The sequence below is a fragment of the Pandoraea sp. XJJ-1 genome (genome assembly GCF_026802345.1).
GTDB classification, from domain to species: Bacteria; Pseudomonadota; Gammaproteobacteria; order Burkholderiales; family Burkholderiaceae; genus Pandoraea; species Pandoraea cepalis.
The window spans coordinates 1,794,276-1,817,479 of sequence record NZ_CP113827.1 but is presented as its reverse complement, the minus strand read 5'-3'; the positions used below and the strand labels follow the sequence as shown (position 1 = coordinate 1,817,479).

Below are 23,204 nucleotides of genomic sequence, written 5' to 3'. Positions count from 1 at the left end.
AAGCTCATGGAAGCCGAACGCCTAAACGCACTTGAATCCCTGCTCGCCGACCTGCGCACCCGCGTCGGCGAGCTCAGGGGGTATCTTTGACTTCGATGTCAAGCAAGCTCGCCTGATTGAAGTCAACAAAGAACTCGAAGACCCCAACATCTGGAACGATTCCAAGCGTGCTCAGGCACTGGGCAAGGAAAAGAAGGCGCTCGACAGCATCGTCAGCAACCTGACCGAACTCGACGCCAGCCTTTCCGATACGCAGGAACTGTTCGAAATGTCGCGCGACGAGGGCGATGAAGACTCGTTGCTGGCGCTTGAGCATGACACGCAGGGTCTCGCCGCTCGTGTGGGCGAGATGGAGTTCCGCCGGATGTTCAACACCCCGGCCGACCCGAACAACTGCTTCATCGATATCCAGGCCGGCGCCGGCGGCACCGAGGCCAACGACTGGGCCGGCATGCTGCTGCGCCAATATCTGCGCTACTGCGAACGCAAGGGCTTCAAGGCCGAAGTGCTCGAAGTGTCGGACGGCGATGTCGCGGGCATCAAGAGCGCCTCGCTGAAGGTCACCGGCGACTACGCTTACGGCTATCTGCGTACGGAAACCGGCGTGCATCGTTTGGTGCGCAAGTCGCCGTTCGACTCGTCGGGCGGTCGCCATACGTCGTTCGCCAGCCTGTTCGTGTACCCGGAAGTGGATGATTCGATCGACATCGAAATCAATCCGGCCGACGTGCGTACCGACACGTATCGCGCCTCCGGTGCAGGCGGCCAGCACATCAACAAGACCGATTCCGCCGTTCGCCTGACACACATCCCGACCGGCATTGTCGTCGCCTGCCAGAACGACCGTTCGCAGCACCGCAACCGCGCCGAAGCGTGGGACATGCTCCGCTCGCGCCTGTTCGAACATGAAATGCGCAAGCGTCGTGCCGAGCAGGACAAGCTGGAGTCGAGCAAGACCGATGTGGGCTGGGGCCATCAGATTCGCTCGTACGTGCTCGACCAGTCACGCGTCAAGGACCTGCGCACCGGCGTGGAAACCGGTAATACCGGCAAGGTACTCGACGGCGACCTGGACGACTTCATCTCCGCGAGTCTCAAGCAGGGAGTGTAAGGAATGGCGTTTGTCCGCACGCTAGCCGTGTGGGGGGTGAGCGCGCTGTGTCTGCAGTGCGCCGCCGTTGCTGCCCCGGCCAGTACACCGGGCGCACCGGGAGCCAATCCCGAGACGGGACCGTACCTGCATGAATTGCTCAAGCGCCCGGACTTCTCGGGGGCCTATGCGCGCATCACCACGCCACGCAACGTTCCCGCGTGGGTGCGTCAGGGTGGCACATCGACGCCGTCGCAACGCGTGAGCGTCGCCGGCAAGCCCTGGTTGCTGGTGCAGAGCTGCAAGCCGCACGATTGCCCGAGCGAGTATGTCCACATTTTGTATGAGCCGCGCTCACAGGCGATCGCGGCGCTGTTCGTGCGGGACCCGAGTGCGGCGGCCAATGCCGGACCGCATCAGGACCGCACCGAATTGATCTGGCTGGGCACGCCCGACGGCTTGCTCAAGAATGCCCTGCTGCACACGCTGCGTTTTACCGAATAACTTCATCGCTCGCACCATGACCGATCACAATACTCCGGCCCACACGGGCACCCCGGCGGGCGACCTGCCGCACGACGACAACAAGCTCATCGCGGAGCGTCGCGAGAAACTGCAGGCGCTGCGTGCCAACGGCGTGGCGTTCCCGAACGACTTCCGTCCCGAACAGCACGCCGGCGACCTGCAGGCGCGCTATCAGGACGTGGACAACGAGGTGCTCGAAGCCGAGCCCGTCCCCGTGTCGGTGGCCGGTCGCATGATGCTCAAGCGCGTGATGGGCAAGGCCGCCTTCGCCACCGTGCAGGACGGCAGCGGTCAGATCCAGTTCTTCATCGGCCGCGACGACGTCGGCGCCGATGCCATGACCGCCTTCAAGGGCTGGGACATCGGCGATATCGTCGCCGCGACCGGCACGCTGTTCCGCACGCGCACCGGCGAACTGTCGGTCAAGGTGAAGGCACTGCGTCTGCTCGCCAAGGCGCTGCGCCCGCTGCCGGACAAGTTCCACGGCCTGTCCGACCAGGAGACGAAGTACCGTCAGCGCTACGTCGACCTGATCACCTCGCCCGAGACGCGCAGCACGTTCCGCGCCCGCGCGAAGGCCATCGCGTCGATGCGCAAGTACATGACCGACGCCGACTTCATGGAAGTCGAAACGCCGATGCTGCACCCGATTCCGGGCGGCGCCGCGGCCAAGCCGTTCATCACGCACCACAACGCGCTCGACATGCAGATGTATCTGCGTATCGCGCCGGAGCTGTATCTGAAGCGCCTGATCGTTGGCGGCTTCGAGCGTGTGTTCGAGATCAACCGTAACTTCCGCAATGAAGGCGTATCGCCGCGCCACAACCCGGAATTCACGATGATGGAGTTCTACGCGGCCTACACGGACTACCGTTGGCTGATGGACTTCACCGAAGCGCTGATCCGCAACGCCGCACTCGACGCGCGCGGCACCGCGACCATCGAGTACCAGGGCCGCGAACTCGATTTGTCCAAGCCGTTCCACCGCCTGACGATCGTCGAAGCGATTCGCAAGTACGCGCCCGAGTTCACCGAAGCGCAACTGGCCGACATCGAATTCGTGCGTGGCGCGCTGGGCAAGTATGGCGTGAAGGTCGATGCGCCGCAGTTCAAGAACGCGGGCCTCGGTGCGCTGCAACTGGCCCTGTTCGAAGAGACGGCCGAGAGCCAGTTGTGGGAGCCGACTTTCATCGTCGACTATCCGGTGGAAGTCTCGCCGCTCGCGCGCGAGTCCGATACCGTGCCAGGCATCACCGAGCGCTTCGAACTGTTCATCACGGGCCGCGAGATCGCCAACGGCTTCTCCGAGTTGAACGACCCGGAAGATCAGGCCGCACGCTTTCGTGCGCAGGTCGAGCAGAAGGACGCGGGCGACGAAGAGGCCATGTATTACGACGCCGATTACATTCGCGCGCTCGAGTACGGCATGCCCCCGACGGGCGGCTGCGGCATCGGCATCGACCGTCTGATCATGCTGCTCACCGACAGTCCGAACATTCGCGACGTGCTGCTCTTCCCGCACCTGCGCCGCGAAGACTGAGTCGCTTGGAACGGTTGGAGCGCTTAGAAGGCCGGAACGCCGCGATAGGCGGACGGCCACTCTCCATCGAGCCGCAACCAGGTGCGCGCGATGGGGAGAATCGCACCGCTCGCCGCCCCTTCCACCAATTGCCGTAACGCCAGCGACGACAGCGTTTTGGCATCGGTCGGAAACGCGAGAAGCAATGTGCGATTGACGGGGACGGCCGCAAAGTCCGTCACCTCGAAATGCTCGACCATCGACTGGTAGAGATTGCCCAGCACCAGGCCGCCAGCCGGTGCCATCCAATTGCCGCGACAGCCGGCAATCGGCGTGCCGTCGTCAAGTCGCGCAATGCCGAACTCGAAATGCCCCGCCTTCCATGCGCGCGCGAGATTCGACGCGGCTTGCGCAAATGCCGCCTCGAACGTCAGACCGGCCGCGCGCAAATCCTCGCCCTGCAGCCGGCGTAGTCCAGCCGTGCCATCGAGCACGAGCGTCACGAAAACGTCGTCCGAAAACGGTTCGCTGACCTCCCCTTGCGGATCGTGGACGTCGACCCACGCGCGTTGTACCACGTACGGATAGAGGTGCGCGTGGCTTGCGGCGTCGAGCGGGGTATCCAGCAGCGGCAGCGTATCGATCATGGCGTTGGGACGAATCGGCAAGAAGGACGTTGACGGACAATGCGTGCCATTATGCGCGCGGCGCGACTTGTTTCAATTGTGATGACAACCGCGCACGATGACGACGAAGCGCCCCGTCAACCGAGAAAAAACTTCATATTTTTCAATGAATTAGCAGTCAGTCGAAGGGCACTCGCCTGGGACTGCCGCGATGCACATCTTACATCGCGTTACAAAATGAAACGGATGCCGCGCCTGCCATGACGGAGACTTTTCTCATGCGAAGCCTCCCGTGCCTGTCAGCACGAAGAATGGGGTTCGCCACAACCGCACGATGGAGAAAAACCACATGAATAACGAACTTCAACCGCGCCGCATGCATCCGCTGGTCGCTGCCGCAGCCGGCAGTATCGTGGTCGTCAGCCTGCTCGGCGTTGCCGCCATCACGGGCGTGCTCCCTGTCGCCAAAAGCACCGACGGCCCCGCAACGACCGTCGATCATTCGCAGTACGCGCTGACGTCGGCCCAACAGCCGTCTTCGAACGCGATGCGCAGCTCGCCGTTGACGGAGCAGCCGACGCAGCAGCAGGCCCAGCAGACGCAATACGCGCCGCAGCAAGCTCAGTACGCGCCGCAGCGGGCACCGGCACCACGGGCCCCGGCGCCGCAGCCGTCATATGCCCAATCCTCGGCCGCCCCCGCACAGCGTCAGGCGGCGACATGCTCGACGTGCGGCACGGTGCAGTCGGTGGAACCAATCAGCACGCAAGGTCAGGCCTCGGGCCTGGGCGCCGTCGGCGGTGCCGTTGCTGGCGGCCTGCTCGGCAACCAGTTTGGCGCGGGTAACGGCCGCACGGCGATGACCGTGGTCGGCGCGCTGGGCGGCGGTCTGGCCGGCAACGAAGTCGAGAAGCGCGTTCGCTCCGAAACCGTGTATCGCGTGTACGTGCGCATGGATACCGGCAAGACGCGCTACTGGACCTATCAGTCCGCCCCTGGCGTGCAGCCGGGGGATCGCGTGCGGCTCGAAAACAACGGGCTGGTGCGCGCGGGCTAAGGGCGTGGGATCCGCGTGACCCCGTTCGTGCCGCAACGGAGCTCGCGTTAACGCAAAAGCCGCTCGTCATGAGCGGCTTTTGTCTCTGCGGCAGCGTCGCGCGCCCTGCGCGATCGTCGGGTCAGACCTCGTCGATCCACGCCATCTGAATCGCTTCGAGCACCTTCTCACCGGCACGGTCAGGCGCGTCGTCAAAGCCGTCGAGCGCCATCACCCACTGATGCAGGTCGGTAAAGCGCACGTATTGCGGGTCGATGTCGGGATGCGCCTCGGTAAGCGCAATCGCGATGTCCTGAATGTCGGTCCATTTCATGGGCAGGGTCCTCTTCTTCTGACGTGTCGCCACGCAACGCCAAACGGCGTCGATCAGTGGCTTTCCTTGGCGTGATTGATCGTGTACTTCGGAATCTCGACGACCAGATCGGTGTCGGCGGGCATCTTCGTCTGGCACGACAGGCGCGATGTCGGCTCCAGGCCCCAGGCTTTGTCGAGCAGATCCTCTTCCTCGTCTTCGGCCGGCTCCAACGCCTCGAAACCCTCGCGCACGATCACGTGGCACGTGGTGCACGCGCACGACAACTCGCACGCGTGTTCGATTTCAATGCCGTTGTCCAACAACGCTCTGCACACGGTGGTGCCGGTCGGAACGTCCAGCACCGCGCCCTCGGGGCACAGCTCGACGTGAGGCAATACAACAATTTGAGGCATGGCTTTGGCTTTCCGTGTGTGTCTTACAGTTTGTCGATGTCCGCCACGCGCCGGCCAGCCAGCGCCGCGCGGATGCTCTTGTCCATGCGGCGCGCGGCAAACGCGTCGGTCGCATGCGAGAGCGTTTCGGTCGCCGTCTTGATGGCAATCTGATCGTCGCCGGACGCCTTCTGGCGCAACTCGGCCAGCAAGCCGTCGATCTGTGCGCGCTCGTCGGCGTCGAGCAGTTCCGGGTCCGCCTGCAAGGCGCTGTCGATCGCGACCAGCAGACGCTCGGCTTCCACTTGCTGCTCGCGCAGCGCACGGGCGCGCATATCCGCTTCGGCCGAACCGAAGCTGTCTTGCAGCATGCGCGAGATATCGTCGTCCGCCAGACCGTACGACGGCTTGACCTCGATAGAGGCCGCCACGCCCGAGTGCAACTCCTGGGCGGAGACGGAGAGCAGCCCATCGGCGTCGACCTGATACGTCACGCGAATACGTGCCGCGCCGGCCGTCATCGGCGGAATGCCGCGCAATTCGAACCGGGCCAGCGAGCGGCAATCGGACGCCAGCTCACGCTCGCCTTGCAGCACGTGAACGGCCATCGCCGTCTGGCCGTCCTTGAACGTGGTGAATTCCTGCGCACGCGCCACGGGAATCGTGGCGTTACGCGGAATGATCTTCTCGACGAGGCCCCCCATCGTCTCGACACCGAGCGACAGCGGAATCACGTCGAGCAGCAGCCAGTCGTCACCTTCCGCCTGATTGCCGGCCAGCAGATTGGCCTGCACGGCAGCGCCGAGCGCCACCACCTGATCCGGATCGAGATCGATCAGCGGTTCGCGTCCGAAGAAGGTCGCAACCGCGGCACGCACTTGCGGCATGCGCGTGGCGCCGCCGACGAGCACGACGCCCTTGACGTCGTCCGGGCCCATGCCGGCGTCGCGCAGCGCCTTGCGCATCGGGCCGATCGTGCGTTGCACGAGCGGCGCGCCCAGCGCCGTGAATTGGTCGCGCGTGAGCGTCAACGCGAGGTTGCGCTCGCCAGACAGCGTCAGGGCGATCGTCGTTTGCGCGGCGTCGGTCAACGCTTCCTTGGCGGTGCGCGCGTGATCGAGCAAGCCGCGCACATCCTCAGGCGTGAGCGAAGCCGCGTCGAGACCGGCCTCCGCCACCGCCCAGCGGTAGATCGCCTGATCGAAGTCGTCGCCGCCAAGCGCGGAATCGCCGCCCGCCGCGAGCACTTCGAACACGCCCTTCGTCAGTCGCAGAATCGAGATGTCGAACGTGCCGCCACCCAGGTCGTAGACCGCGTAAAGGCCTTCGGCCGCATTGTCGAGACCGTAGGCGATCGCGGCCGCCGTGGGCTCATTGAGCAGACGCAACACATTCAGGCCGGCCAGACGCGCGGCATCCTTGGTGGCCTGACGCTGCGCGTCGTCGAAGTACGCGGGCACGGTGATCACGGCGCCCACCAGATCGTCGCCGAGCGTGTCTTCGGCGCGCTGACGCAACGTGGCGAGAATTTCGGCAGACACTTCCACCGGGCTCTTGACGCCGCCGGCCGTCGTCATCTGCACCATGCCCGGCGCGTCGACGAAATCGTACGGCGCGTTGTCGGCATGGGCAACATCGGCCAGACCCCGGCCCATGAATCGCTTGACCGAGACGATGGTGTTGCGCGGATCGCTGGCGGCAGCCGCACGGGCGTCGTAGCCGATCTGGGTACGGGGACCGCCCAGATAGCGCACGACGGACGGCAGCAGCACGCGGCCCTGTTCGTCCGGGAGCACTTCGGCCACCCCGCTACGTACAGAGGCCACGAGCGAATGCGTCGTGCCCAGGTCGATGCCCACGGCGAGTCGCCGCTGATGCGGCGCGGGGGACATGCCGGGTTCGGAAATTTGCAGAAGGGCCATGACTTTGCAATGCGGGCGGCGCGCTCGCGCGGCCGCCCTGTTCTCAAGCAGTTCTCAATGACATGTGACGGCGCCGCACCGGGCCGTCACGCGTTTTCCAGCATTTCGATGCGCTGCGCGATGTCTTCGTCGGCGCGCGCAATGAACATCAGTTGCCGCACGGCTTCGGCGGCCGGTTGCCAGGCCTGGCTCTCGAGCCAGTCGCCCAACTTGGCGAGCCGCACGCGACGATCCTCGCGCAACGATTTGGCAAGGGTTTCCAGAGCGCCGATATTGCGCGCGTCCACGGCGTCGTCGATGGCTTCGCGCCACTCCATCTGCTGCATCAGGAAATCGGGGGCCATCGCGGTGTTGTTCTCCGCGCCCACATCGATGCCCTGCAGCGTGAGCAGATACGTCGCGCGTTGCAGCGGGTCGCGCAGCGTGCGGTAGGCGGCGTTCGCCTGCGCGGCCCATTGCATGGCCACGCGGCGTTCGGCATCGCTCGCACTCGCGAATCGATCTGGATGCACGCGCGATTGCACGGCTCGGTAGGCCGCGTCGAGCGCGTCTGCGTCGAGCGCAAAGCGCTGCGGCAGATCGAACAGCGTGAAGTAGTTGTCAGTCAATGCACTCATCGCGCACTCATCATCCATCCAGGGCGCCCATGCGAGGGGACGTCGCGCCATGCGCGCCATGCCACCCACCGTCGGCCCGTAAAAAAAGCGGCTCGCGCCGCCTGGTTGCCTACGCTGCTGCTTCGGCGCCGAACCGTCCGACGGTCCGGCGACCTATTTCGCTGCCATGGCGACCGCCGCCAGGCGAGGCCCACCGCCTCACGCGTCGGGCGGCTCGCCGCGCTCACATTTGCGGCAGCGCAACCGGCTACCGAGCATCGCGTCGCGGCCTGCCGCGCTTTGCGTCCATGTCCGGATCTGCCACGGGGGAAGATGCCGGACATGTTGCCCATGCCCGCACGCCAGACGCGCGACCCATTGGCCTTCGTCGTCCTGCCGGAACCCGACGATCTCGCGCAACGGCGCAGTGTCAGATCCGGAACGACTCGCCGCAGCCGCACTCATCCTTGACGTTCGGATTGTTGAAGCGAAACCCTTCGTTCAAGCCTTCGCGCGCGAAGTCCAGCTCGGTGCCATCGATATACGGCAGACTCTTCGGATCGACGATCACCTTCACGCCGTGGCTCTCGAAGACCGTGTCCTCGCCCGCCACGTCGTCGGCGTATTCCAGCTTGTAGGCCAGGCCCGAGCAGCCGGTCGTCTTCACGCCCAGCCGCAGGCCCACGCCCTTGCCGCGCCGCGTCAGATAACGCGAAACGTGCTGCGCGGCCTTCTCGGTCAATGTAATGGCCATGGTTGCCTGATTCCTTTATCCGTCGTGCCGCTTACGCAGCCTTGGCCGGCTCGGCCGTCTGGCCGTGCTTCTGCTTGTAGTCGGCCACGGCCGCCTTGATGGCGTCTTCGGCCAGAATCGAGCAGTGAATCTTCACCGGCGGCAGCGCCAGCTCCTGCGCGATCTGGGTGTTCTTGATATCGAGCGCCTGATCGAGCGTCTTGCCCTTGACCCACTCGGTGACCAGCGACGACGACGCAATCGCCGAGCCGCAGCCGTAGGTCTTGAACTTGGCGTCTTCGATCACGCCGGCTTCGTTCACGCGAATCTGCAGCTTCATCACGTCGCCGCACGCCGGTGCGCCGACCATGCCCGTGCCGACGGCGTCATCGCCCTTTTCGAACGAACCGACGTTGCGCGGGTTTTCGTAGTGATCCAGAACTTCCTTGCTGTAAGACATGGCTAACTCCTTGAATGCTCAGTGTGCGGCCCACTGGATCGAATTCAGATCGACCCCGTCCTTGTACATTTCCCACAGCGGCGACAGATCGCGCAGCTTGCCGATCTTGGCCTTGAGCAGATCGACCACATAGTCGACTTCCTGCTCGGTCGTAAAGCGACCCACCGTGAAGCGAATCGAGCTGTGCGCCAGTTCGTCGTTGCGACCCAGCGCACGCAACACGTACGACGGCTCCAGCGAGGCCGACGTGCACGCCGAACCCGACGACACCGCAACGTCCTTGATCGCCATGATCAGCGACTCGCCTTCGACAAAATTGAAGCTGATGTTCAGGTTGTGCGGCACACGCTTTTCCATGTCGCCGTTCACATACACTTCTTCCATTTCCGTCAGACCGCGCAGCAGACGATCGCGCAGCATGCGCACGCGCTCGTTCTCCGTCGCCATCTCTTCACGCGCCAGACGGAACGCCTCGCCCATGCCCACGATCTGGTGCGTGGCGAGCGTGCCCGAACGCATGCCGCGTTCGTGACCGCCGCCGTGAATCTGTGCCTCGATGCGCACACGCGGCTTGCGACGCACGTACAGCGCGCCGATGCCCTTCGGGCCATACGTCTTGTGCGCCGAGAACGACATCAGGTCGACCTTCAGCTTGGCCAGGTCGATGGGCATCTTGCCCGTGGCCTGTGCGGCGTCGACGTGGAAGATGATGCCCTTCTCGCGGCAGATCTCTCCGAGCGTCTCGATGTCCTGGATGACGCCGATTTCGTTGTTCACCGCCATGATCGACACGAGAATCGTGTCCGGACGCAGCGCGGCCTTGAAGACGTCGAGATCGAGCAGACCGTCGTCCTTGACATCCAGATACGTGACTTCGAAGCCTTCGCGCTCCAGCTCGCGCGTTGTGTCGAGCACGGCCTTGTGTTCGGTCTTCACCGTGACGAGGTGCTTGCCCTTGCCTTGGTAGAAGTGCGCCGCGCCCTTGATGGCGAGGTTGTTCGACTCGGTGGCGCCCGACGTCCAGACGATCTCGCGCGGATCGGCGTTCACCAGCTTGGCGACTTCCTCGCGTGCCTCTTCCACGGCCTGCTCGGCGGCCCAGCCGAACGAGTGGCTGCGCGATGCCGGGTTGCCGAACTGCTCGCGCAGGTACGGCAACATCTTGTCCACGACGCGCGGGTCAATCGGCGTCGTGGCGCTGTAATCCATGTAAATGGGGAGGTTGAGGGTGTCGTTTTTCATGGGTGCTCCAGGATCGTGCCGTGGCGCCAGTTAAGAACGGGCCATATCGAAGACCGAATTGGGAATGCGCGTGGCAATGGTCTGGCTGGGTGTGCCGGACTCGCGCGTGTCGTGCAGCACGGCCTGTTGGGCCTGCTTGCTGCGCTGCTGCTCGACGAGGTCGCGCAGCGAAACCGAATCGAGATACTCGACCATCTTCTGGTTGAGCGTTGCCCACAGCTCGTGCGTCATGCAGTGGCCGCGATGGCCGTCCTGGCCCTTCTCGCAATTGCCCTTGCTGCCGCACTGCGTGGCGTCGAGCGGTTCGTCGACCGCGATGATGATGTCCGCGACCGTCACCTCTTCCGCGCGACGCGCCAGACTGTATCCGCCGCCCGGCCCACGCACGCTCTCCACGATCTCGTGGCGGCGCAGCTTGCCGAACAACTGTTCCAGGTAAGAGAGGGAAATCCGTTGACGCTGACTAATGCCCGCAAGCGTCACGGGACCCGCGTCCTGGCGCATGGCCAGGTCGATCATCGCCGTGACGGCGAAACGGCCTTTCGTGGTAAGTCTCATGAGGATGCAGGGGATTAATCTCGACTATTTTCGTCAAGTATAAATTCCCTACGAAATCAGTCAAGTACTTCTGGCCCATTTTTTGCAAAAGTTCCGTCGCCCATTTGGGAAATTTGCTAATTTTCGGGACGCGCGTTCGCCTGGGGGGCGCGCAGGGGGAACAGCAGCACCAGCGGATTGCATAGCACGGCGCGCCAGAGGGCACGGTAAATGTGCCGGCGGTCGCCCATTGGCAGGGGACGCGATCTGAGCGCCATGTGGAATGCTAACGCGAAACTCACACCGACGTTGAGCAGCGCCATCGACCCGACACCGGCAACGGCCAGCCAGAGCGCCGGATCGCGCAGCACCGGCATGCCCAGCACGCCGATCGACGTCGCGATCGCGCCGGTCGACAACGTGACGTGGCGCACCTCGAACGGCAGCGCGAACGCCGTCAGCACCGCCGGCACGAGACCCAGCATGAAGCCGAGCGTCAGATTCCCGAGCACCGGGGCAATGTGACGGCGGCACGCGTCTGCCAGCCGCGCCGCCCCGTTCCGTCCGAAGACGAAGCGCAGTCGTCGGTTGTAGGCCAGCACATCCCCGATGCCGTGCAGCGCAAACCAATTGTCGGCCCAGCCTGAAATCAGACTGGAGAACCACAACAGCACCGCCGTCATGGCCGCGAACAGCGGCGTGATACCCAATATCGAGAACGAACTCAGCGTCGCATGGGCTTTTTCGGGCGGAATCGTGTTCATGCCAAGCGCCGCCGACACCGTCCATTGCACCAGCAGGCAGAACGGGAACACCACCGCCAGGTTGCCGAAGATAGCGGCCGCTTGCGTACGCACGAGAGCGATGACCTCGCCCACGAAGGCGTCCATACCGGCGGGCGTGTCGACATCGTCGAGCTTGCGGGCGATGGCCGGCGCGGTCATGGCCGGCTGCTTGGTCGCGAGCGTGAAATGGCAGAAGTGCATGAACAGGAAGCAGAGCGCGTAGTTGGCCCCGGCGAGGAAGCCTTCGACGACCGTCGGCAGGTGCGCGCTCGCAATCAGGAACTTGACGTAGACAGTCACCACCGTCACCAGACCGCCGCCGCACGCCATCTTCAGCATGGTGAAGTACTCGCTGCGATTGCGGGCGATGTAATGCTCGCCCGTCTCGGCGCTGCGCTCGACGACCTTGCGCGCCAACAGCCCGAACGACGTGCGCGCCAATTCGCCCACGCTCTGGCTCGCCCGGTTCGCGCGCACCAGATCGGCGAGGAGTTGCACCCGCGCGACGGCGCGATCGCCGCTCTCGCCGTGCGTGAGCCAGGCTTCGAGCAGACGCTCGAGCCGACGGATCCGCGCCTTGGTGCGTTCGACCTGAAACACGATGTCCACGCTCACGCCGTTTTCGTCCAGATGGGCATAGACCTGACGCGCCGCGCGCGCGCAGTCGTCGATCAGCGCGCGGAACACGTTGATCTGCTGCACGAAGTGCTGCGACGGCGGCGCGCCATGGGCGAACGCCTGCCCAGCCGATTCGAGCGCCTGCATGGCGCGTCCGATCTGGTAGAACGGCGATTCGGTGGCGCGCGGATACGCCAGGCGCGAGCGCACCGCCTGCGACAGACCGGTCGACCCAATCTGGTCGACGAGGTGGTGCATCGCGACGAGCAAGTCCTCGCCGAAAGGGTTCCAGTCGGTGTTGTCATCATCGTCCTCGCCTTCATGCAAGAGCGCGATGAGGTCGGCCAGCAATGCCGGCGGCATGGCGGCGATCCAGTCGGCGGCGTCGCCATCGGGAAACATCAGCGAGCACAGTGCCGAGAGATCGCGCCGCGTCGGCGGTGGTGGAATCAGCGCCTTCTCAACGCGCTCGACCAGCGCCCCCCAAAACCCCGGGCGCACCGGCATGCCGGTATCGCACAGCAGCGAAATGGCGTCGCTCTCGGCAACGACGCTGCGCAGCGTGCGCGCCACGGGGAGTCGCCATGCGGGGTTTCGCTCGAGCATCTGCAGCAGATAGCGCAGCCGCGTGTGCGGGCGATAGCGCGCCGCCTCCCCTTCCCCGCGCGCCTCGTTGACGAGGGCGCCGCGCTTTTGCACCCAGTGCGCCAATTCGATCAGCCATTGGTTGCGGACCGCCAGCGGCGCAGACGGATCGGCGTGCGCAAGCAGTTCGTCGAGCTGATGACCGGCGTGACGCGAGGCACGCCATTTACGCCAGTACGAAGTGAACGAAGTGAGCATCGATGGGAGACGAGGTGAAGGGGGAGGAGAAAAGCACAGTACTACAGGACAGACCGCGCAACGCAACGTCGCCGACGCTCAGAGGTGCGTTTCCAGATGGGCGAGCAGGCCGTCGAGCCCGTCTTCGATGTAGTCGAGCACCGTCTCGAAGCCCTTTGCACCGCCGTAATACGGATCAGGCACTTCGGTGGCGTCGTGCCGCGTGGCAAAGTCCATCAGACGCACGATCTTGTGACGATACTCAGCCGGACAGCGCGCCACGAGTTCGGCGACGTTGGCGTTGTCCATCGCCACGATCCATTCGAAGCGCACGAAGTCATCGGCATCGACGCGGCGCGCACGCAGTGCGCTCAGGTCATAGCCTCGCCGCTCGGCAGCGGCCTGCGTGCGTTCGTCGGGCGCGTGACCGAGGTGATAACTGTGCGTGCCCGCCGAATCGACGGCGATCACGTCGGTGAGCCCAGCGGTGGCCAGCCGGTGACGAAAGATGCCGTCGGCGCTGGGGGAGCGGCAAATGTTGCCCATGCAGACGAAGAGAACGGAGGTCGTTTTCATGCCTTCGGCCCCAACTCCGCCTCGCTCGCCCCATCGGTGCCGAAGACCAGTGCCTTGACGTGCAACAACTGGTCGCGCGCCTTGGCGGCCTTCTCGAACTCCAGGTTGCGCGCATGCTCCTGCATCTGCTTTTCGAGCTTCTTGATCTCGCGCGCCAACTGCTTTTCCGACATGTCCTGGTAGTGCGCCTGCTCCTTGGCTTCGGCCAGTTCCGCCTTGGCGTCCTGCGGGTCGTAGACACCGTCGATGATGTCCTTGATGCGCTTCTTCACCCCCTGCGGCACGATGCCGTGTGCCTCGTTGTGCGCCATCTGCTTGGCACGGCGACGCTCCGTCTCCCCGATCGCGCGCGTCATCGAATCGGTCATCTTGTCGCCATAGAGGATGGCCGTTCCATTAACGTTACGCGCCGCCCGCCCGATCGTCTGAATCAATGACCGCTCGGAACGCAGGAACCCCTCCTTGTCCGCATCGAGAATCGCCACCAGCGACACCTCCGGAATATCCAGCCCCTCGCGCAGCAAGTTGATCCCGACCAGCACGTCGAACGCGCCCAGACGCAGATCGCGAATGATCTCCACGCGCTCGACCGTATCGATGTCGCTGTGCAGATAGCGAACCTTCACCCCGTTATCCGACAGATAATCGGTGAGCTGCTCTGACATGCGCTTGGTGAGCGTGGTCACGAGCACGCGCTCGCCCACGGCCACGCGCTTGTTGATCTCACTCAGCACATCGTCGACCTGTGTCTGCGCCGGACGCACGATGATGATCGGGTCGATCAAGCCGGTCGGACGCACCACCTGCTCCACCACCTGCCCGGTGCGCTTTGCCTCGTAATCGGCCGGGGTCGCCGACACGAAGATGGCCTGACGCATCTTGCGCTCATATTCGGCAAACTTGAGCGGACGGTTGTCGAGCGCCGACGGCAGCCGGAAGCCGTAGTTGACGAGGTTCTCCTTGCGCGCCCGGTCGCCGTTGTACATGCCGTTGAACTGCCCGATGAGGACGTGCGATTCGTCGAGGAACATCAACGCATCGGGCGGCAGGTAGTCGACGAGGGTCGGCGGCGGCTCGCCCGGCGCCGCGCCGGACAGATGCCTCGAATAGTTCTCGATGCCCTTGCAAAAGCCCAGCTCCTGCAACATCTCCAGATCGAAACGGGTGCGCTGCTCAAGGCGCTGCGCCTCGACCAGCTTGCCTTCCTTGTAGAAGAAGTCGAGGCGCTCGCGCAGTTCGTCCTTGATCGTCTCGATGGCGCGCAGCACCGTATCGCGCGGCGTCACGTAGTGAGAGGACGGGTACACCGTGAAGCGCGGCACTTTCTGCCGCACGCGTCCCGTGAGCGGATCGAACAGTTGCAGCGTATCGACTTCGTCGTCGAACAGGTCGACGCGCAACGCCAGTTCGGCGTGCTCCGCCGGGAAGATGTCGATGGTGTCGCCGCGCACTCGGAACGTGCCGCGACCGAAGTCGGTCTCGTTGCGGGTGTACTGCATGGCGATCAGGCGCGCGATGATCTCGCGCTGCCCCAGCTTGTCGCCCTGCCGAATCGTCAGAATCATCCGATGGTATTCGCTCGGATTGCCGATACCGTAAATCGCCGAGACCGTCGCCACGATGACCACGTCGCGCCGCTCCAGCAGGCTCTTCGTTGCCGAGAGACGCATCTGCTCGATGTGTTCGTTGACGGACGAATCCTTCTCAATGAAGAGATCGCGCTGCGGAACGTAGGCTTCCGGCTGGTAATAGTCGTAGTACGAGACGAAGTACTCCACCGCATTTCGCGGGAAGAACTCGCGGAATTCCGAGTAGAGCTGCGCGGCGAGGGTCTTGTTCGGTGCGAACACAATGGCCGGCCGCCCAAGCCGCGCCAAGACGTTCGCCATGGTGAACGTCTTGCCGGAGCCGGTGACGCCGAGCAAGGTCTGGAAGGCGAGCCCGTCCTCCACGCCCTCGGTCAACTGAGCGATAGCCGCCGGCTGATCGCCGGCCGCGGCAAATGGGCAGTAGAGCTGATAAGGCGAATCCGGAAACGTCAGGAACTTGCTTTCGTCGAGATCGTTGTCTGCCGCAGGAGTCATGGCGAGGGCGCAAGCGTGAGGGACGTAATCCGGCATTTTAGCGCGTCGGACGATTCCCTGAGGCCCATGGGTGACAACCGATCTGTCTGCGGCGCGAGGCCGGGCCGACGATGTCGCCCCCTGACCCATGGCACGTCAATGTCGTCAATTTCTGGCAATACGTGGCAGTTTTCGTGTCAAAGGGAGGCGATTTCGCGCGCGCACGCCTGTGTTTCCCACAAGCGTGGAGAATCTTCGTTAAAATGTCGCGTTGAGCTGATCGCGCGTCTGATACCGCCGACCCGCCGCGTTTTCCTACTACCTGCCTCGAGCCGTCGAAATGACCCTGTTCTCCGCTGTCGAACTCGCCCCGCGCGACCCCATCCTTGGCCTGAACGAAGCCTACAACGCCGATCACCGCACCGAGAAGGTGAACCTGGGCGTGGGCGTGTATTTCAATGCGGAAGGCAAGCTCCCCCTGCTCAAGGCCGTGAAGGCCGCCGAAGAACAACGCGTGGCCGCCGGTCTGCCGCGCGGCTACCTGCCGATCGAAGGCATTGCCGCCTACGACAAGGCCGTGCAGGAAATGCTGTTCGGCAAGGAATCGCCCGTGCTGGCCGAAGGCCGCGTGGTCACCGCGCAAGCCCTGGGCGGCACCGGCGCCCTCAAGATCGGCGCTGACTTCCTCAAGCAACTGAACCCGAATGCCACCGTCGCCATCAGCGATCCGAGCTGGGAAAACCACCGCGCGCTGTTCAGCCAAGCCGGCTTCAACGTCGTCTCGTACCCGTACTACGACGCCGACTCGCATGGCGTGAACCTGGCGGGCATGCTCGACATGCTCGGCAAGGAACCCGAAGGCACCATCGTCGTACTGCACGCCTGCTGTCACAACCCGACCGGCGTCGACCTGTCGATGGACCAGTGGGCACAAGTCGTCGAGGTCGTGAAGGCTCGCAAACTGGTGCCGTTCCTCGACATCGCCTATCAAGGTTTCGGTGACGGCATCGACGCCGACGCCGCCGTGGTGCGCCTGTTCGCCTCCACCGGCCTGGACTTCTTCGTGTCCAGCTCGTTCTCGAAGTCGTTCTCGCTATATGGCGAACGCGTGGGTGCCCTGTCGATCGTGACGGGCAGCAAGGACGAATCGGCCCGTGTGCTCTCGCAACTCAAGCGCGTGATCCGCACCAACTACTCGAACCCGCCGACGCATGGCGGCTCGGTCGTCGCCGCCGTGCTGGGCAGCCCCGAACTGCGCGCGCTGTGGGAAGAGGAACTGGCCGAAATGCGTGAGCGCATCCGCGCGATGCGTCTCGCCCTGGTCGAGAAGCTGCGTGCGCATGGCGTGGAACGCGATTTCTCGTTCGTGATCAAACAACGCGGCATGTTCTCGTACTCGGGCCTCACCGCCGACCAGGTCGAACGCCTGCGTGAAGAGTTCGGCATCTATGCCGTGAGCACGGGCCGTATCTGCGTGGCCGCGCTCAACGACAAGAACATCGACCGCGTCGCCTCGGCCATCGCCCAAGTGCTGCGCTAAGCCCATCGGGCATCGTCGAAGTCGAAGCCCGCCACCCGGCGGGCTTTTTTTGCACCCCAATTTGTTGCATCGCAGCAACGATAATTGAAAACAATTGTCAAAATAGTCAAAAACTATCGCAATGATGCAGAAATGCCATATATCAGGGTTATGCTGCGTTGCACAGCCGCGATAAACGGTTGCATAATTCGCTCACCATCCGCCTCTGGGCACACAACATGCTGTATCAGATTCACGAATACAACCGTGCGTGGTTGAACCCCCTGACCACCTGGGCCAAGGCAGCGGCGACCACGTTCGTCAATCCGGGCAGCCCATTGGCCATGATGCCGGGCGCGCCCCGCATCGCCGCGGGATACGAGTTGCTCTACCGGCTCGGCAAGGATTACGAAAAGCCCGAATTCAATATCAAGGCCGTCGAAGTCGACGGTCACAATATTCCGGTCGTGGAAGTCACGGCGATGGAAAAGCCGTTCTGCCGCCTGCTGCGCTTCAAGCGATACGCCGACGACGCCAGTGCCGTCGGGCAGCTCAAGGACGACCCGGTCGTGCTCGTGGTCGCGCCGCTCTCCGGCCACCACGCCACGCTGCTGCGCGACACCGTCAAAACGCTGCTCAAGGACCATAAGGTCTACATCACCGACTGGATCGATGCGCGCATGGTGCCGCTCGAAGCCGGCGCGTTCCATCTTGACGACTACGTCGCGTACATCCAGGCGTTCATTCGCCACATCGGCGCGGAGAACCTGCACGTCATTTCGGTGTGCCAACCCACCGTGCCGGTGCTCGGCGCCATCTCGCTCATGGCATCGAACGGCGAAACGACGCCCAAGACCATGACGATGATGGGCGGCCCGATCGACGCGAGCAAGAGTCCGACGTCGGTCAACTCGCTGGCGACGAACAAGTCGTACGAGTGGTTCGAGAATCACGTGATCCATCCGGTGCCCGCCAATTATCCGGGCTCGGGCCGGCTGGTCTATCCGGGCTTCCTTCAGCACGCCGGGTTCGTGGCGATGAACCCTGACCGTCACCTGACGTCGCACTGGGATTTCTATCTGGACCTGGTACGCGGCGACAACGACGACGCCGACTCGCATCGTCGCTTCTACGACGAGTACAACGCGGTGCTCGACATGGCTGCCGAGTACTATCTCGACACGATCAAGACCGTTTTCCAGGACTTCAGCCTCGCGCGCGGTACGTGGGACGTGGCTGGCCAGCGGGTTCGTCCGCAAGACATCAAGACCACGGCGCTCTTCACCATCGAAGGCGAGCTGGACGACATTTCGGGCAGCGGACAGACCCAGGCCGCGCATGAGCTGTGCATCGGCATCCCCGCCAAACGGCGGGCGCATTTTACCGCCCCGGCTTGCGGCCATTACGGCATTTTCTCGGGCAGTCGTTGGCGCAACGTGATTTATCCGCAGATTCGCGACTTCATCGCCAAGCACGCCTGAACCGTCACCGGTTCGCCGAGCGGCCATGACAAAACCGCCGCGGGGCTTCGGCCCTCGCGGCGGTTTTGTTTTGACGAGCCTACGGCAAGCGCCACATGCTCAATCGGTCATCGCGTACGCAATGAATCCAGCAGCATTTGCGTATTGAAGGACGAATACGACGTGCGCGCGTCGCCGGCCATGAAATCACGCCCCATCACGATGGACAGCGTGTGGCGGTTCGACATCACGTAGTAGCCCATCGCCGAGATCGTCACGTACAGATCGACCGGATCGACGCCCGGCCGGATTTCGCCGCTGGCTTCGCCGCGCTTGAGCGTCTGCGCGAGCAGCTCGACAATCGGTGAGACCTGTTGGCGAATCTCGGTCGACTGACGCATCGACTTCGCGTCGTGCAGATTCTCGTTGTTGATGAGCCGAATCAGTTCCGGATGGTCGGCGTAATAGTCCCACACGAAGTGGGCCAGTTCGGCCACGGCATCGAGCGGCGCCAGCACATCCAGCCTGAGCGCGTGTTCGGCGCGGTTGAACTCGCCATAGACTTCCTCGAGCACCGCCAGATAGAGCTGGTCCTTGTTGCCGAAGTAGTAATACAACATGCGCTCGTTGATGTCGGCTCGGCGTGCAATGCTGTCCACGCGCGCACCGCTAGAACCCCGCTCCGCAAACTCCTCGATCGCCGCAGCAAGAATGCGCTGACGCGTGCGTTCGGGGTCGCGTTTGATCTTGGTTTGAGGTGTAGTCATGATCGGCCGGTCGTTCTCATCGGGCGGAATTATGGCACATCGGTTTCAGTGTTTCCGGAAAATGCAGGATAATTCGACTTTCCGCCGAATCCCCCTCAAACGACGTGTCCGAAGTTAGCGCGCTCGCGCAGCGCATCGATGCCCTTTTGCCCCAGACGCAGTGCACCAAGTGCGGTTACGCCGGGTGCCGCCCGTATGCCGATGCCATCGCCAGCGGTCAGGCCAGCTACAACCAGTGCCCGCCCGGCGGCGCCGAGGGCGTGGCGCGTCTGGCCAAGCTGCTGGATCGCCCCATCATCGCGCTGAATCCGGACAACGGCGCAGAGCGTCCCCGGCCGCGCGCGGTCATCGACGAATCGCTGTGTATCGGTTGCACGCTCTGCCTGCAGGCCTGCCCGGTCGACGCCATCGTCGGCGCCGCCAAACTGATGCACACCGTGATCGAGGACCGTTGCACCGGCTGCGACCTCTGCGTGCCGCCCTGCCCCGTCGACTGCATCGACATGGTGCCGGTCACCGGCGAGCGCACCGGCTGGGACGCCTGGTCGCAAACGCAAGCCGACGACGCGCGCTCGCATTTCGAGGTGAATCAGGCCCGTCTCGCGAAGGATCGGGCGGCGCGGGAAGCGCGGCTGGCCGCGCGCGCGGCGCGGGTTGCTCCCGCAGCGCCCGGCACGCCTTCGGCGCCCGCCTCCGGGCAAGAGGTGTCGCCGGTAGCGCAAACGGGCGACGTGGCGCCGGCGCCGTCCCCCGTAGCCGATGAAGCCGCTGCGGCGGCGGCTCGCAAGCAGGCCATCATTCAAGCGGCTTTGGCGCGCGCGAGAGAGAAAAAGGCCGCGCTGGCGGCCGAAGGCCTCGCGCCGAAGAACACCACGCACGTTTCGGCCGCCGTGCAGGCACAGATCGACGAAGCGGAAGCCCGTCGCAAACGCCTGGGCCTCAGCCCAGACGACGATGCGGCCCCCTCGGGGGCCGACAGCACCCCGCAAAAGGTCTAGGCGGGCAGCCGCACACACCGTCACCTGATAACAAGACAGACGCTCCAACCCACGCGCCACCCGCCATGAACGACGCCAAACGACGCGCCCTGTTCGAAACGTTGCAGCAATTGAATCCGCACCCGACGACGGAGCTGGAGTACACGTCGCCATTCGAGTTGTTGATCGCCGTGCTGCTTTCGGCCCAGGCGACCGACGTCTCCGTCAACAAGGCCACACGCAAGCTCTACGCGGTGGCGAACACCCCGGCGAAGATGCTTGCGCTGGGCGAGGCCGGGGTTGCCGATTACATCAAGACAATCGGGCTGTACCGCACCAAGGCCAAGAACGTCATCGCCACCTGCCAGTTGCTGCTCGACGCGCACGGCGGCGAAGTGCCCCGCTCGCGCGAAGCGCTCGAAACGCTGCCGGGCGTCGGTCGCAAGACGGCCAATGTGGTGCTCAATACCGCGTTTGGCGAAGACACCATTGCCGTCGATACGCACATCTTCCGCGTGGCGAACCGCACGGGTCTCGCACCTGGCAAGGATCCGCTGGCCGTGGAGCTGGCGCTGGAGCGCGTCATCCCGCGCGAGTTCAAGCACGATGCCCACCACTGGCTCATTTTGCACGGCCGCTATGTGTGCAAGGCGCGCAAGCCGGAATGCTGGCATTGCGCCATCGAGCCGTTGTGCGACTTCCGTCCCAAGACGCCCGCGCCGAAGGGCTGACCGGCTCTTCCCCGGCAACGCCGTCGCAATCGACGCAGACGACACAAACGACAACGGGCGGTCCCGACATCGGGACCGCCCGTTTGTTCTGTACGCGCCGAAAATGCGCGCGGCGCGCGACAAATCCTGCTTAGATGATGCGCGCCGCCTCGTCGAACGACAAGCGCGGATTGCGCGGGAACAGCTTGCCGTGATCGCCGTAGCCCAGATTGCAGATGAAATTCACACGCCACTCGGTACCGCCGAAGAAGGTGTCGTTGACCTTCTGTGCGTCGAAACCGGCCATCGGGCCGCAGTCGAGGCCCAGCGCGCGGGCGGCGAGGATGAAGTAGCCGCCTTGCAGCGAACTGTTCATGTGCGCGGCACCGGCAGCCTTGGCGGAGTCGCCCGAGAACATCGGCACCATCTTGTCGGCCCCGTTCGGGAACAGCTTGGGCAGGTGCTCGTAGAACTTCAGGTCGTACGCGATGATGGCCGTCACGGGCGCCGTGCGGGTCTTGTCCACGTTGCCCGGCGCCATGCATTCAAGCAGCTTGTTCTTCGCTTCCGGGCTCTTCACGAAGACCACGCGCGCGGGCGTGGTGTTGGCCGACGTCGGGCCCCATTTGACGAGGTCGTACAGCTCACGCAGCGTTTCATCGCTGACCGTTCTGTCGAGCCACACATTGTGCGTGCGGGCATCGGTGAATAGTTGGGCGATGGCTTCTTTGGCGATGATGCTCATGACAATGGACCTCGGTAGATGAGTGGCGAATGACCGGCGATTGTACCGTTGCCGCGCGACACGCGCTGACGTGGCAAAAATGCCCGCGACATCAGGGGGATGCGGCGGCGCCACGCGCCGACAGCCAGACCACGCCCGCCAGAATCAGCACGCCGCCGCCCAGTTGTGCCGCCGTGAGCGTTTCGCCCAGCAGCATGGCCGCGAGCAGCACCGTGACGACCGGCTCCAGCGTCGAGAGCATGGAGGCGCGTCCCGCCCCCAGTCGTTGCAAACCAGCGAAGAAGGTCAGAATGGCGACGACCGTCGAACACACGGCAATGGCCGCGAGCGCCGCCCAGCCCCCGGCGCCTGCGGGCCATTGCAGCGGCAGCCCTTGCGTGGTTCGCACCGCCGCCATCGCCCCGAAGGAAACGGTGGCCGCCAGGCAGACGAGCGTTGCCGTGGCGCGGGCATCGACACCGCGTGTCAACCGCGCGCCGATCACGATGTAGCCCGAATAGATCAACGCCGCCGCCACGGCCAGCGCCATGCCCAGCGGCTGCCCCTGCCCACCCCCGACGGTGAGCGCCGTGCCCAGCGAGCAGAGCGCGAGCGCGCCGAGCGTCACGGGCGTGAGGCGTTCATGGAGGAAAATGGCCGCCAAAATCGTCACAAAGACCGGGTAGAGATAGAGCAGCAGCGCGACGAGCGACGCCTGCGCATATTGCAGTGCGCCGAAATAGCAAAGCGACTGGCCGACGTAGCCGATGCCGCCCATCAGCGCAATGCCGAGCGCCTGACGGCGCGACGGGAAGCGCACCCGCTGCAACCGACACCAGGCCAGCAGCAGGACCGCGGCGACGAAAAAGCGAAACAGCAGCATCGCGAAGATGTCCGCGCCGGACGCCGCCGCGGCCCGCGCGAAGATGGCCATGGCGCCGAACGCGGACGCCGACACGGCGATCAGCGCGACGCCGGTCCAGGCCGAGGGACGGGGGGCCTGCGGCATGACGGCGGCGTTGCCGGTGGGCGCGTGCGCGCGAGGGCTTTGCGACATGACTGGATAAATTGAGCGACAATACGGCGAGATTTTCAGGCGTTGGCGGCGCGTTTCCCCTGCGCCTGGCACGATGCACGGCAGCGATCGATCCGCCATTGTAGTCAAGGGGCGGCGCGCCGCAAGCGGCGA

General features: G+C 64.3%; 24 protein-coding genes. 8 read left to right on the top strand and 16 right to left on the bottom strand.

What is annotated here, in order from left to right:
- The first annotated feature begins 6 nt into the window (after nucleotides 1-6).
- The 3 genes from prfB to lysS all read left to right on the top strand — a co-directional run bounded on the left by prfB (nucleotide 7) and on the right by lysS (nucleotide 3,155).
- A protein-coding gene (prfB, locus tag OYT13_RS08280; protein WP_174975058.1) for a peptide chain release factor 2 occupies nucleotides 7-1,111 on the top strand; the annotation gives its coding sequence in 2 pieces (ribosomal slippage) (nucleotides 7-78 and nucleotides 80-1,111; 1,104 coding nt in all).
- A gap of 3 nt (nucleotides 1,112-1,114) precedes the next feature.
- A complete protein-coding gene (locus OYT13_RS08275; RefSeq protein ID WP_017234973.1) occupies nucleotides 1,115-1,594 on the top strand; it encodes an Ivy family c-type lysozyme inhibitor in 480 nt (159 codons plus the stop codon).
- A gap of 16 nt (nucleotides 1,595-1,610) precedes the next feature.
- Nucleotides 1,611-3,155 carry a lysine--tRNA ligase gene (lysS, locus tag OYT13_RS08270; protein WP_268567581.1) on the top strand — a complete coding sequence of 515 codons (1,545 nt, stop codon included), beginning with the start codon at nucleotides 1,611-1,613 and terminating at the stop codon, nucleotides 3,153-3,155.
- A 23-nt stretch (nucleotides 3,156-3,178) separates the two neighbouring features.
- On the opposite strand, the gene OYT13_RS08265 is transcribed toward lysS, so the two are convergent.
- Nucleotides 3,179-3,781, bottom strand: a complete 603-nt coding sequence (locus tag OYT13_RS08265; RefSeq protein WP_261938785.1) for a hypothetical protein — start codon at nucleotides 3,779-3,781, stop codon at nucleotides 3,179-3,181.
- A 328-nt stretch (nucleotides 3,782-4,109) separates the two neighbouring features.
- Here OYT13_RS08265 and OYT13_RS08260 point away from each other — a divergent pair, with 328 nt between their 5' ends.
- Nucleotides 4,110-4,817 carry a glycine zipper 2TM domain-containing protein gene (locus OYT13_RS08260; protein WP_268567580.1) on the top strand — a complete coding sequence of 236 codons (708 nt, stop codon included), beginning with the start codon at nucleotides 4,110-4,112 and terminating at the stop codon, nucleotides 4,815-4,817.
- Nucleotides 4,818-4,938: 121 nt separating this feature from the next.
- Here OYT13_RS08260 and iscX read toward each other — a convergent pair whose 3' ends face one another.
- From iscX to uvrB, 12 genes are all read right to left on the bottom strand, one after another.
- A complete protein-coding gene (gene iscX / locus OYT13_RS08255; protein WP_017234969.1) occupies nucleotides 4,939-5,130 on the bottom strand; it encodes a Fe-S cluster assembly protein IscX in 192 nt (63 codons plus the stop codon).
- 53 nt (nucleotides 5,131-5,183) lie between these two features.
- Nucleotides 5,184-5,525: an ISC system 2Fe-2S type ferredoxin gene (gene fdx / locus OYT13_RS08250; RefSeq protein ID WP_017234968.1), complete on the bottom strand. Its 342-nt coding sequence runs from the start codon at nucleotides 5,523-5,525 to the stop codon at nucleotides 5,184-5,186.
- A 23-nt stretch (nucleotides 5,526-5,548) separates the two neighbouring features.
- Nucleotides 5,549-7,426, bottom strand: coding sequence for a Fe-S protein assembly chaperone HscA (gene hscA, locus OYT13_RS08245; RefSeq protein ID WP_261938787.1), 1,878 nt, complete (start codon nucleotides 7,424-7,426; stop codon nucleotides 5,549-5,551).
- A gap of 86 nt (nucleotides 7,427-7,512) precedes the next feature.
- On the bottom strand, nucleotides 7,513-8,043 hold the full coding sequence (gene hscB / locus OYT13_RS08240; RefSeq protein ID WP_017234966.1) for a Fe-S protein assembly co-chaperone HscB: 531 nt from the start codon (nucleotides 8,041-8,043) through the stop codon (nucleotides 7,513-7,515).
- A 198-nt stretch (nucleotides 8,044-8,241) separates the two neighbouring features.
- Nucleotides 8,242-8,487: a DUF3565 domain-containing protein gene (locus OYT13_RS08235; protein ID WP_150563069.1), complete on the bottom strand. Its 246-nt coding sequence runs from the start codon at nucleotides 8,485-8,487 to the stop codon at nucleotides 8,242-8,244.
- Nucleotides 8,453-8,776 (bottom strand): iron-sulfur cluster assembly protein IscA, encoded by a 324-nt coding sequence (gene iscA, locus OYT13_RS08230; protein ID WP_017234965.1) that lies wholly within the window; start codon nucleotides 8,774-8,776, stop codon nucleotides 8,453-8,455. The genes OYT13_RS08235 and iscA overlap by 35 nt, the downstream gene beginning before the upstream one ends.
- A 31-nt stretch (nucleotides 8,777-8,807) precedes the next feature.
- Nucleotides 8,808-9,215 carry a Fe-S cluster assembly scaffold IscU gene (gene iscU / locus OYT13_RS08225; protein WP_017234964.1) on the bottom strand — a complete coding sequence of 136 codons (408 nt, stop codon included), beginning with the start codon at nucleotides 9,213-9,215 and terminating at the stop codon, nucleotides 8,808-8,810.
- Between the two features lie 18 nt (nucleotides 9,216-9,233).
- Nucleotides 9,234-10,457 (bottom strand): IscS subfamily cysteine desulfurase, encoded by a 1,224-nt coding sequence (locus OYT13_RS08220; RefSeq protein ID WP_017234963.1) that lies wholly within the window; start codon nucleotides 10,455-10,457, stop codon nucleotides 9,234-9,236.
- A 30-nt stretch (nucleotides 10,458-10,487) separates the two neighbouring features.
- On the bottom strand, nucleotides 10,488-11,015 hold the full coding sequence (iscR, locus tag OYT13_RS08215) for a Fe-S cluster assembly transcriptional regulator IscR (protein ID WP_017234962.1): 528 nt from the start codon (nucleotides 11,013-11,015) through the stop codon (nucleotides 10,488-10,490).
- A gap of 116 nt (nucleotides 11,016-11,131) precedes the next feature.
- Nucleotides 11,132-13,240, bottom strand: coding sequence for a site-specific recombinase (locus OYT13_RS08210; protein WP_268567579.1), 2,109 nt, complete (start codon nucleotides 13,238-13,240; stop codon nucleotides 11,132-11,134).
- 78 nt (nucleotides 13,241-13,318) lie between these two features.
- Entirely contained in the window at nucleotides 13,319-13,795 is a 477-nt protein-coding gene (locus OYT13_RS08205; RefSeq protein ID WP_261938789.1) for a low molecular weight protein-tyrosine-phosphatase, read from the bottom strand.
- Entirely contained in the window at nucleotides 13,792-15,879 is a 2,088-nt protein-coding gene (gene uvrB / locus OYT13_RS08200) for an excinuclease ABC subunit UvrB (protein WP_261938790.1), read from the bottom strand. The genes OYT13_RS08205 and uvrB overlap by 4 nt, the downstream gene beginning before the upstream one ends.
- A gap of 319 nt (nucleotides 15,880-16,198) precedes the next feature.
- Between uvrB and OYT13_RS08195 the strand changes: the two genes are divergently transcribed.
- The gene (locus OYT13_RS08195; protein WP_130025547.1) at nucleotides 16,199-17,398 is read left to right on the top strand and encodes an amino acid aminotransferase; all 1,200 of its coding nucleotides are present in this window, start codon (nucleotides 16,199-16,201) and stop codon (nucleotides 17,396-17,398) included.
- Nucleotides 17,399-17,616: 218 nt separating this feature from the next.
- The gene (locus OYT13_RS08190) at nucleotides 17,617-18,858 is read left to right on the top strand and encodes a polyhydroxyalkanoate depolymerase (RefSeq protein ID WP_268567578.1); all 1,242 of its coding nucleotides are present in this window, start codon (nucleotides 17,617-17,619) and stop codon (nucleotides 18,856-18,858) included.
- A gap of 107 nt (nucleotides 18,859-18,965) precedes the next feature.
- Here OYT13_RS08190 and OYT13_RS08185 read toward each other — a convergent pair whose 3' ends face one another.
- Nucleotides 18,966-19,604: a TetR/AcrR family transcriptional regulator gene (locus OYT13_RS08185; RefSeq protein ID WP_017234934.1), complete on the bottom strand. Its 639-nt coding sequence runs from the start codon at nucleotides 19,602-19,604 to the stop codon at nucleotides 18,966-18,968.
- Nucleotides 19,605-19,708: 104 nt separating this feature from the next.
- Between OYT13_RS08185 and rsxB the strand changes: the two genes are divergently transcribed.
- The gene (gene rsxB / locus OYT13_RS08180; protein WP_017234933.1) at nucleotides 19,709-20,602 is read left to right on the top strand and encodes an electron transport complex subunit RsxB; all 894 of its coding nucleotides are present in this window, start codon (nucleotides 19,709-19,711) and stop codon (nucleotides 20,600-20,602) included.
- A 65-nt stretch (nucleotides 20,603-20,667) separates the two neighbouring features.
- Entirely contained in the window at nucleotides 20,668-21,312 is a 645-nt protein-coding gene (nth, locus tag OYT13_RS08175; protein WP_017234932.1) for an endonuclease III, read from the top strand.
- 130 nt (nucleotides 21,313-21,442) lie between these two features.
- Here nth and OYT13_RS08170 read toward each other — a convergent pair whose 3' ends face one another.
- Complete coding sequence (locus tag OYT13_RS08170) at nucleotides 21,443-22,036, bottom strand: malonic semialdehyde reductase (RefSeq protein ID WP_268567577.1); 594 nt, start codon at nucleotides 22,034-22,036, stop codon at nucleotides 21,443-21,445.
- A gap of 91 nt (nucleotides 22,037-22,127) precedes the next feature.
- Entirely contained in the window at nucleotides 22,128-23,024 is an 897-nt protein-coding gene (locus OYT13_RS08165; protein WP_261939887.1) for a DMT family transporter, read from the bottom strand.
- Between the last annotated feature and the right edge of the window lie 180 nt (nucleotides 23,025-23,204).

Excerpts from the sequence above, each read along its gene's own strand:
- OYT13_RS08275 (WP_017234973.1), top strand. The coding sequence starts at position 1,115 with ATGGCGTTTGTCCGCACGCTAGCCGTGTGGGGGGTGAGCGCGCTGTGT.
- lysS (WP_268567581.1), top strand. The coding sequence starts at position 1,611 with ATGACCGATCACAATACTCCGGCCCACACGGGCACCCCGGCGGGCGAC.
- OYT13_RS08265 (WP_261938785.1), bottom strand. The coding sequence starts at position 3,781 with ATGATCGATACGCTGCCGCTGCTGGATACCCCGCTCGACGCCGCAAGC.
- OYT13_RS08260 (WP_268567580.1), top strand. The coding sequence starts at position 4,110 with ATGAATAACGAACTTCAACCGCGCCGCATGCATCCGCTGGTCGCTGCC.
- iscX (WP_017234969.1), bottom strand. The coding sequence starts at position 5,130 with ATGAAATGGACCGACATTCAGGACATCGCGATTGCGCTTACCGAGGCG.
- fdx (WP_017234968.1), bottom strand. The coding sequence starts at position 5,525 with ATGCCTCAAATTGTTGTATTGCCTCACGTCGAGCTGTGCCCCGAGGGC.
- hscA (WP_261938787.1), bottom strand. The coding sequence starts at position 7,426 with ATGGCCCTTCTGCAAATTTCCGAACCCGGCATGTCCCCCGCGCCGCAT.
- hscB (WP_017234966.1), bottom strand. The coding sequence starts at position 8,043 with ATGAGTGCATTGACTGACAACTACTTCACGCTGTTCGATCTGCCGCAG.
- OYT13_RS08235 (WP_150563069.1), bottom strand. The coding sequence starts at position 8,487 with ATGAGTGCGGCTGCGGCGAGTCGTTCCGGATCTGACACTGCGCCGTTG.
- iscA (WP_017234965.1), bottom strand. The coding sequence starts at position 8,776 with ATGGCCATTACATTGACCGAGAAGGCCGCGCAGCACGTTTCGCGTTAT.
- iscU (WP_017234964.1), bottom strand. The coding sequence starts at position 9,215 with ATGTCTTACAGCAAGGAAGTTCTGGATCACTACGAAAACCCGCGCAAC.
- OYT13_RS08220 (WP_017234963.1), bottom strand. The coding sequence starts at position 10,457 with ATGAAAAACGACACCCTCAACCTCCCCATTTACATGGATTACAGCGCC.
- iscR (WP_017234962.1), bottom strand. The coding sequence starts at position 11,015 with ATGAGACTTACCACGAAAGGCCGTTTCGCCGTCACGGCGATGATCGAC.
- OYT13_RS08210 (WP_268567579.1), bottom strand. The coding sequence starts at position 13,240 with ATGCTCACTTCGTTCACTTCGTACTGGCGTAAATGGCGTGCCTCGCGT.
- OYT13_RS08205 (WP_261938789.1), bottom strand. The coding sequence starts at position 13,795 with ATGAAAACGACCTCCGTTCTCTTCGTCTGCATGGGCAACATTTGCCGC.
- uvrB (WP_261938790.1), bottom strand. The coding sequence starts at position 15,879 with ATGACTCCTGCGGCAGACAACGATCTCGACGAAAGCAAGTTCCTGACG.
- OYT13_RS08195 (WP_130025547.1), top strand. The coding sequence starts at position 16,199 with ATGACCCTGTTCTCCGCTGTCGAACTCGCCCCGCGCGACCCCATCCTT.
- OYT13_RS08190 (WP_268567578.1), top strand. The coding sequence starts at position 17,617 with ATGCTGTATCAGATTCACGAATACAACCGTGCGTGGTTGAACCCCCTG.
- OYT13_RS08185 (WP_017234934.1), bottom strand. The coding sequence starts at position 19,604 with ATGACTACACCTCAAACCAAGATCAAACGCGACCCCGAACGCACGCGT.
- nth (WP_017234932.1), top strand. The coding sequence starts at position 20,668 with ATGAACGACGCCAAACGACGCGCCCTGTTCGAAACGTTGCAGCAATTG.
- OYT13_RS08170 (WP_268567577.1), bottom strand. The coding sequence starts at position 22,036 with ATGAGCATCATCGCCAAAGAAGCCATCGCCCAACTATTCACCGATGCC.
- OYT13_RS08165 (WP_261939887.1), bottom strand. The coding sequence starts at position 23,024 with ATGCCGCAGGCCCCCCGTCCCTCGGCCTGGACCGGCGTCGCGCTGATC.